The sequence below is a fragment of the Arsenophonus sp. ENCA genome, assembly GCF_002287155.1.
In the GTDB taxonomy this organism is placed as follows: domain Bacteria; phylum Pseudomonadota; class Gammaproteobacteria; order Enterobacterales; family Enterobacteriaceae; genus Arsenophonus; species Arsenophonus nilaparvatae.
Genome location: NZ_NHNG01000074.1, coordinates 1 through 7,320 on the forward strand (window position 1 = coordinate 1; position 7,320 = coordinate 7,320).

At 38.2% G+C, this 7,320-nt stretch carries 7 protein-coding genes; 5 read left to right on the forward strand and 2 right to left on the reverse strand.

Going from position 1 to position 7,320, the window contains the following annotated elements:
- Together CBG25_RS02325 and CBG25_RS02330 are read left to right on the forward strand one after the other, a co-directional pair.
- The coding region (locus CBG25_RS02325; protein ID WP_290603757.1) for a transposase at nt 1-372 on the forward strand (372 nt) is incomplete at its 5' end.
- A gap of 128 nt (nt 373-500) precedes the next feature.
- Entirely contained in the window at nt 501-1,013 is a 513-nt protein-coding gene (locus tag CBG25_RS02330; RefSeq protein ID WP_290604246.1) for a hypothetical protein, read from the forward strand.
- 79 nt (nt 1,014-1,092) lie between these two features.
- Here CBG25_RS02330 and CBG25_RS02335 read toward each other — a convergent pair whose 3' ends face one another.
- A complete protein-coding gene (locus tag CBG25_RS02335; RefSeq protein WP_290604248.1) occupies nt 1,093-1,863 on the reverse strand; it encodes a YciK family oxidoreductase in 771 nt (256 codons plus the stop codon).
- Between the two features lie 113 nt (nt 1,864-1,976).
- Between CBG25_RS02335 and sohB the strand changes: the two genes are divergently transcribed.
- From sohB to CBG25_RS02350, 3 genes are all read left to right on the forward strand, one after another.
- Nucleotides 1,977-3,023 carry a protease SohB gene (gene sohB / locus CBG25_RS02340; protein WP_290604249.1) on the forward strand — a complete coding sequence of 349 codons (1,047 nt, stop codon included), beginning with the start codon at nt 1,977-1,979 and terminating at the stop codon, nt 3,021-3,023.
- Between the two features lie 567 nt (nt 3,024-3,590).
- A complete protein-coding gene (gene topA, locus CBG25_RS02345) occupies nt 3,591-6,191 on the forward strand; it encodes a type I DNA topoisomerase (protein ID WP_290604250.1) in 2,601 nt (866 codons plus the stop codon).
- Between the two features lie 102 nt (nt 6,192-6,293).
- Nucleotides 6,294-6,554 (forward strand): hypothetical protein, encoded by a 261-nt coding sequence (locus CBG25_RS02350; RefSeq protein ID WP_290604252.1) that lies wholly within the window; start codon nt 6,294-6,296, stop codon nt 6,552-6,554.
- Between the two features lie 36 nt (nt 6,555-6,590).
- Here CBG25_RS02350 and CBG25_RS02355 read toward each other — a convergent pair.
- The coding region (locus CBG25_RS02355; protein ID WP_290604254.1) for an IS66 family transposase at nt 6,591-7,320 on the reverse strand (730 nt) is incomplete at its 5' end.

Genomic DNA, 7,320 nt, shown 5'->3' on the forward strand with positions numbered 1-7,320 from the left:
AGCACCCACGACAGTCAGCATTTCGAAAGGGTCATTGACAAGGCCAACACCAATCGCAATATCTACGCCGACCGAGGCTATCCCTCTGCGGAGCGGGAAGCTTGGCTGAAGGCAAACGGCTATAGGAGCCAGATTCAGCGTAAAGGCCATCGAAACAAACCGTTGTCCAAGACTCAGCAAGGGCGAAACCACAGGATTGCAAAGACTAGGGCACGGGTTGAACATGCATTTGCGGCGATGGAACAAATGGGTAGAAAACTGATCCGCACCATTGGACAGGTGCGCGCTAATTTTGCCATGACGATGATGGCAGCATGTTACAACCTAAAGCGGTTGGCGTACTTCCAGAGCGCGTGCATCGTGGCTTTCTGACGCCCAGAATGGGTCAAATGGCCCTAGCCAGGGCAATGTGCGATAGAATCAGTAGCGTGATAATCAAAAAAAATCTAATTATTTAGAATGAAAGCCAAGGGTTAATTGAAAATCTTGAGTTTTTCGAGGTGCCCAATAATGTTTTTAAATGTGATTACCCTATAGGCGCATCTTTTCTCAATGTTTTAGCTTTGAATAAAAGTAAACAATCAGATGGTCAAGTGAAAACAAAATGTTTTACTAAAGAAGAGTTTATTGATTTTTTGTCAGTAGTAGGATCAAAAGTTAATAATATTCATATTGTTGATAAAGGAATAAAGGAACAAAACACGGTAACGCATTCGTTTGAATATGCACTTCCAATTGCAAGTTTTAATAATTATTCTTTACAATCTTATGCTAATAAAATTGTTGAAATTGTTGATGATTATAAAAACATCAGTAATATAGAATCAAAAGCGCAAATCTATGATGAATATTACCACTATATTTACAATATGGCGAAAATTTATAGCACTTTTCATTTAGGGCAGAATAAACATGATCGTGATGATTATTCTGCTTTTATTAATCAAACAAATATGATTTTTAATGCAGGGATATTAAAGCAGCATCCAGTAAATAACTATAAAGCTCATTAATTGACTAATCACTTTGTCTGATAATTGCTTATATCATTTATTATTAATTTTTATTGCGGTTAGTTTTTATAGCTAAATATTAAATTGCCACACCGGGTTTACGATTAGGCTGTGCATCAAAACTTACTCCTGATTTCTTAATACTATCTTCTCCCATTAGATAAAGATATATCTGCATAATTTCTTGTGGAGTTTTTAGCTGCATAGGATCCTCTGAAGGAAAAGCATTGGCTCTCATTTGCGTTCTTGTGCCAGCGGGATTAATGCAATTAACACGTAAATTAGTATCTTTATATTCATCAAATAATACCTGCATTAGACCTTCGGTTGCGAATTTGGAAACTGAATAGGCCCCCCAATTAGCACGACCTTGTCTGCCGACGCTTGAAGTGGTAAATATTAATGAACTATTTGGTGCTTGTAGCTGCAGTGGTAGTAGGGCTTGTGTTAGCATAAAAGTTGCGTTAACGTTTATTTGTATAACTTCATGCCAAAGTTTTATAGGTTGATCAATAATCGGCGCAATTTTTCCTAATATGCTTGCGTTATGTAATACACCATCAAGATAGGGATAATGTTGGCTAATGTCAGTTGCTAATTCATGGCATTGTGATTCGGTTATTGTTAATAAATCAAGGGGATAAATAGAAACTGAAGGAGTAAATTTGCTATTAGAAATAATTTCTTGTTTGACTTGTTCTAGTTTTGCGGTTGTTCTACCGACTAAAATAAGATTGGCGCCATAACGTGAATAAGTTAATGCTGCTTCACGTCCAATGCCATCGCCAGCGCCTGTAATTAAAATGGTTTTTTGCTTAAGTAAATCAGCTTTAGCTTGGTATGGTAGCATGATATTTTCCTACTTTTGATTATTCAAATTTATTAATAAGAGCTATAAGCACTTTATCAAGTTTTTAGTTACAATACCCCTATTGTTTATATTCTGTAAAGAAGGATAGAATTGTGGAATTTCTTTCATCGTATGGATTATTTGTTGCTAAAATAGCAACAGTAGTTGTTGCTATTATATTAATTTCATTAGTTATTTTTAGTTTTGGACAGCGTAAACAGAGCAAAAAAGGTGATTTAAAACTTATTGATTTAAGTAAAGCCTATCGTCAACGTCAGCGTGAGATGCAACAGGTTAAGATGAGTGACGCTGAATATAAAATTTGGTTAAAAACCTATAAAAAACAACGTAAAATTGAAGAAAAAAAGCAGAAATCGGATGCTAAAGTTGGTCAAACAACGCTAAAAAAACCTTGTCTTTTTGTGATTAATTTCAAAGGCAGCATGAATGCTCATGAAGTCAATGCATTACGTGAAGAAATTACTGCAATTTTATCAATTGCTGATAACAAAGATGAAGTATTACTTCGGCTTGAAAGTCCAGGTGGCGTTGTGCATGGCTATGGCTTAGCTGCCTCTCAACTAAATCGTTTACGGGAAAAAGGCCTTAAATTAATTGTTTCGGTGGATAAAGTTGCGGCCAGTGGCGGTTATATGATGGCTTGTGTCGCCGATCGTATTGTAGCAGCTCCTTTTGCAATTATTGGCTCTATTGGTGTAGTTGCGCAAGTACCCAATTTTCATCGATTACTGAAGAAAAAGGATATTGATGTAGAATTACATACAGCTGGAGAGTATAAACGTACACTAACTTTATTAGGTGAAAATACCGAGCAAGGACGTAAGAAGTTTGTGCAAGATTTAAATGAAACACATCAGCTATTTAAAGATTTTGTGCATCAAAAACGACCGACCCTTGATATTAATGCTGTGGCAACAGGTGAACATTGGTATGGTATCCAAGCAAAGGAAAAAGGATTAATTGATGAAATAGGCGTTAGTGATGACATTATTATCAATCAAATTGATGCTCGTGAAATTATTGAGGTAACTTATACTCCGGCCAGACGTTTTGTTGATCGTTTAATGGGCAGCATGGTAGAAAATGCAGATAAGTTGTTAATACGCTGGTGGCAAAGAGGACAGAGGCCACTACTTTAAATTATGAATAAGAAATACATACCGGCGTTTTCAGCCGGTATTTTTATAATGAAATAGTTAAAACTTAATTATTTAATTGCAAATAAAATATTAATTAATTACTTAAAAACATGATAAACAATTTTATAAAGCACTATTAAGTTATTTTATTTGGAAATTAATTTCTTTCTGAAAATTTTATTTATATATCTGTTTGAACTAGATTTCTGCTACTTTTTATATAATTTTATTGATTTTTTTTATAATCTATTCATAACTTATTGAGGTGGTTTTTGTTGTCATAACAATACCTATGAATAAAATAAGTGGTTGCGCATCATTTTTTATCAGGTAGAGTGTAGGCTTTTTATTACTTACGATGCTTTACTTTTGTCATTGTTTTGCTGACAAAATTGTACTATTGAATCTGTTTACAGTATGAATTAACAAAGGTTTTTATCTTTATGGCAAAGTATTTAAGCAAAAAAAAGTTGATATATTGTGAATCTGACGCAATATAAAAAGAGATTTCATTCCATCTGGCTGGAAAGTCAGTACGCTTAGACAATATTTTAGGTAAAGATAATTATGGGTAAAGCTCTTGTTATTGTGGAGTCCCCGGCAAAAGCCAAGACTATCAACAAATACCTTGGTAATAACTACGTTGTTAAAAGTAGCGTAGGGCATATACGTGATTTGCCAAAAAGTGGTGGTTCCAGCTCACAAAAGAATACAAACTCAGCCAACAAGGTTAAAAAAGTAAAAAAAGATGAACATGAGGCACTTGTAAATAGAATGGGAGTTGACCCATATCATGGGTGGAAAGCCAATTATCAAATTTTACCTGGCAAAGAAAAAGTCGTTGCTGAATTAAGATCGCTTGCTTCCGACGCAGAGCATATCTATCTGGCAACGGATCTCGATCGTGAGGGGGAAGCGATTGCCTGGCATTTGCGAGAAGTGATTGGCGGTGATAATCAGCGCTTTAGTCGAGTAGTTTTTAATGAAATTACTAAAAATGCAATTAAGCAAGCTTTTGATAATCCTGGTGAATTAAATATTGATCGTGTTAATTCTCAACAAGCTCGGCGTTTTTTAGATCGGGTTGTTGGTTATATGGTTTCACCGTTATTATGGAAAAAAATTGCTCGCGGCCTTTCTGCCGGTCGTGTTCAGTCAGTCGCTGTACGTCTGATTGTAGAACGGGAACGCGAAATTAAAGCATTTGTCCCACAAGAGTATTGGCAGCTGCATACTGAGTTACTGACCGTAGATACGGCATTGATTCGAATGGAAGTGACACATGAAAAGGGTAAGCCTTTTAAACCCGTCACCAAAGCACAAATTGATGCTGCCGTTGCATTATTAAAAAATGCCCATTATCAGGTGTCAGATCGTGAAGATCGGCCCACAATTAGTAAACCCAGCGCCCCTTTTATTACCTCAACCCTGCAACAAGCGGCAAGTACACGTCTTGGCTTTGGCGTTAAAAAAACCATGATGATGGCACAGCGTCTTTATGAAGCAGGTTATATTACCTATATGCGTACTGACTCAACTAACTTAAGTCAGGATGCTTTAAGTATGGCTCGCAATTATATTGACCATAAATTTGGCAGCAAATACCTGCCTAAACAGGCGAATGTTTACACCAACCAAAAAAGTTCGCAGGAAGCACATGAAGCTATTCGTCCTTCTAATATTGACATTGGTGTTGATGCTCTAAAAGAGATGGAAGCGGATGCCAAAAGACTATATCAGCTGATTTGGAACCAATTTGTTGCTTGTCAAATGACACCAGCTGAATTTGATTCAACGACAATAACCGTCAAAGCTGGAGATTTTGAGTTGAAGGCTAAAGGGCGTATTTTGCGTTTTGATGGTTGGACTAAAGTTATGCCCGCGTTGCGCAAAGGTGATGAAGATAAAATATTACCTATGGTCAAAGTTGGTAGCCAGCTTGAATTGGATAAATTGTGTCCTAGTCAACACTTTACTAAACCTCCAGCACGTTTTGGCGAAGCTTCTCTGGTTAGAGAACTTGAAAAACGCGGCATTGGCCGGCCATCAACCTATCCAGTTATTATTTCAACTATCCAAGATCGGGGCTATGTAAAAATTGAAAATCGCCGTTTTTATGCTGAAAAAATAGGTGAAATAGTTACTGACCGGTTAGATGAAAATTTTAGTGAATTAATGGACTATGATTTTACTGCTCGAATGGAAGATCAGCTTGACTTGATAGCAGAAGATCGTATCGAGTGGAAGAGTGTATTAGATGAGTTTTTTGCTGCTTTTACCGAACAGCTAGAAAGTGCAAATAAAGCACCCGAGGAAGGTGGCATGCGTCCCAATCCGATGGTATTAACATCGATTGAATGTCCTGACTGTCACCGGCAAATGGGGATTAGAACTGCTTCTACGGGTGTTTTTCTGGGATGCTCTGGTTATAGCTTACCAGCAAAAGAGTGCTGCAAAAAAACCATTAATTTAATTCCTGAAGATGAATTATCAAATATCCTGGTAGCAGAAGAAGAGGATGTGGAAACGCATGCTTTGCGAGCCCGCCGGCGATGCCCTAAATGTGGTACCGCGATGGATAGCTACCTTATTGATAATAAACGCAAATTACATGTATGTGGGAATAATCCAGTATGTAATGGTTATCAGGTTGAAGAAGGTGAATTTCGCATTAAAGGCTATGATGGGCCAATTATTGAATGTGATAAATGTGGCTCAGAAATGCATCTGAAGATGGGTCGATTTGGAAAATATATGGGCTGTACCAATGATGCTTGTAAAAATACTCGCAAGATCTTAAAGAGTGGTGAAGTGGCTCCGCCTAAAGAAGATCCTATTCCATTGCCGGAACTAGTTTGTGAAAAATCTGATGCTTACTTTGTATTAAGAGATGGCGCAGCAGGAATATTTTTAGCCGCTAATACTTTTCCAAAATCAAGAGAGACCCGCGCACCATTGGTTGAAGAATTGGTACGTTTTAAAGATCGTCTGCCAGCTAAATTTAGTTATTTAACCCAGGCGCCATCGGTCGATCCTGAGGGTAATAAAACGATTGTTAGATTTAGTCGTAAGACTAAACAACAATATGTTTCCTCAGAAAAAAATGGTAAAGCCACTGGCTGGAGTGCATTTTATATCGATGGCAAATGGATAGAAAAAAACAAATAAAATTTTATCTATTTTCTATAATTAAACAAGGCTACTGAAATCAGTAGCCTAATTTTTAGTTTATATCTCGTCGCTATTTTAAATCATAACCAGGATTAATATATGAAATTGAAAATGTTACTAATTATAGGTGCTTTTTTTACTGCAACATCGCTAGCCAATACAATGATAGTTCCAATGAAGATAGTTACTAAAAAAGATAACGGCCAATCGGTAGGTGAAATTAAGATCACGGAAACAAAATTTGGTTTATTATTTACCCCCAAATTACAAGGATTAGTGCCTGGAATACATGGTTTCCATGTTCACGAATATCCTAGCTGTGATGCTTTGCAAAAAGATGGAAAGTTAATTGCAGCGTAAGCGTCATTGGAACCACACAGTGCGCTGCTGCGTGGTTTAAGGTAAGGTGATTTTCCAGGGTAGTAGTGCGTTCCAGTCGATATCCTCATCTGGGTATTTTAGCGCCGTCAGCAGCGCCAAAAGATAATCGTACGGGTTAAGTCCATTGATACGTGCACTTTCCACCAAGCTGTACAATAGCGCGCTGGCATGGGCACCCGATTCCGTATTGGCAAACAGCCAGTTTTTTCTACCAATTACAAAAGGCTTTATCGCCCGTTCGGCGCGGTTGTTGTCGATACTCAAACGACCATCCTCCAGATAGCGCATCAGCTTTGGCCATTGTTTTTGACAATAACCAATGGCTTTACCCAGATAGCCTTTCGGGAGCACCTTCGTCTTTGATAGCCAGGCTTCAAACTCCTCCATCAATGGACGCGCTTCGCTCTGTCGCCGTCGGTAAATCTCTTCAGGAGAAAGCCCTTGACACGTTTTTTCTATCCGGTACAGTTTCTGAATTAACCCTAAGGCCCAAATGGCTTTGCCTACTTTGGTATTCGGCTGGGCTCGCCGAGCCTCTTCAAATTTACGGCGCGCATGCGCCATGCAGCCAACGAGTTGAGCTTCCGTGCCATGATAACCCGCGTAGCCATCAACTTGCAGATACCCCGTATAGTTTACCAGGAATTCGCTCGGGCAACGCCCGCTGCGCGAGTCTTGGTAGTCGTAGATAACCAGGTGCGGCGTGTTATCTTCCACATTTCGCACATCACTGCCGGTGCCATAC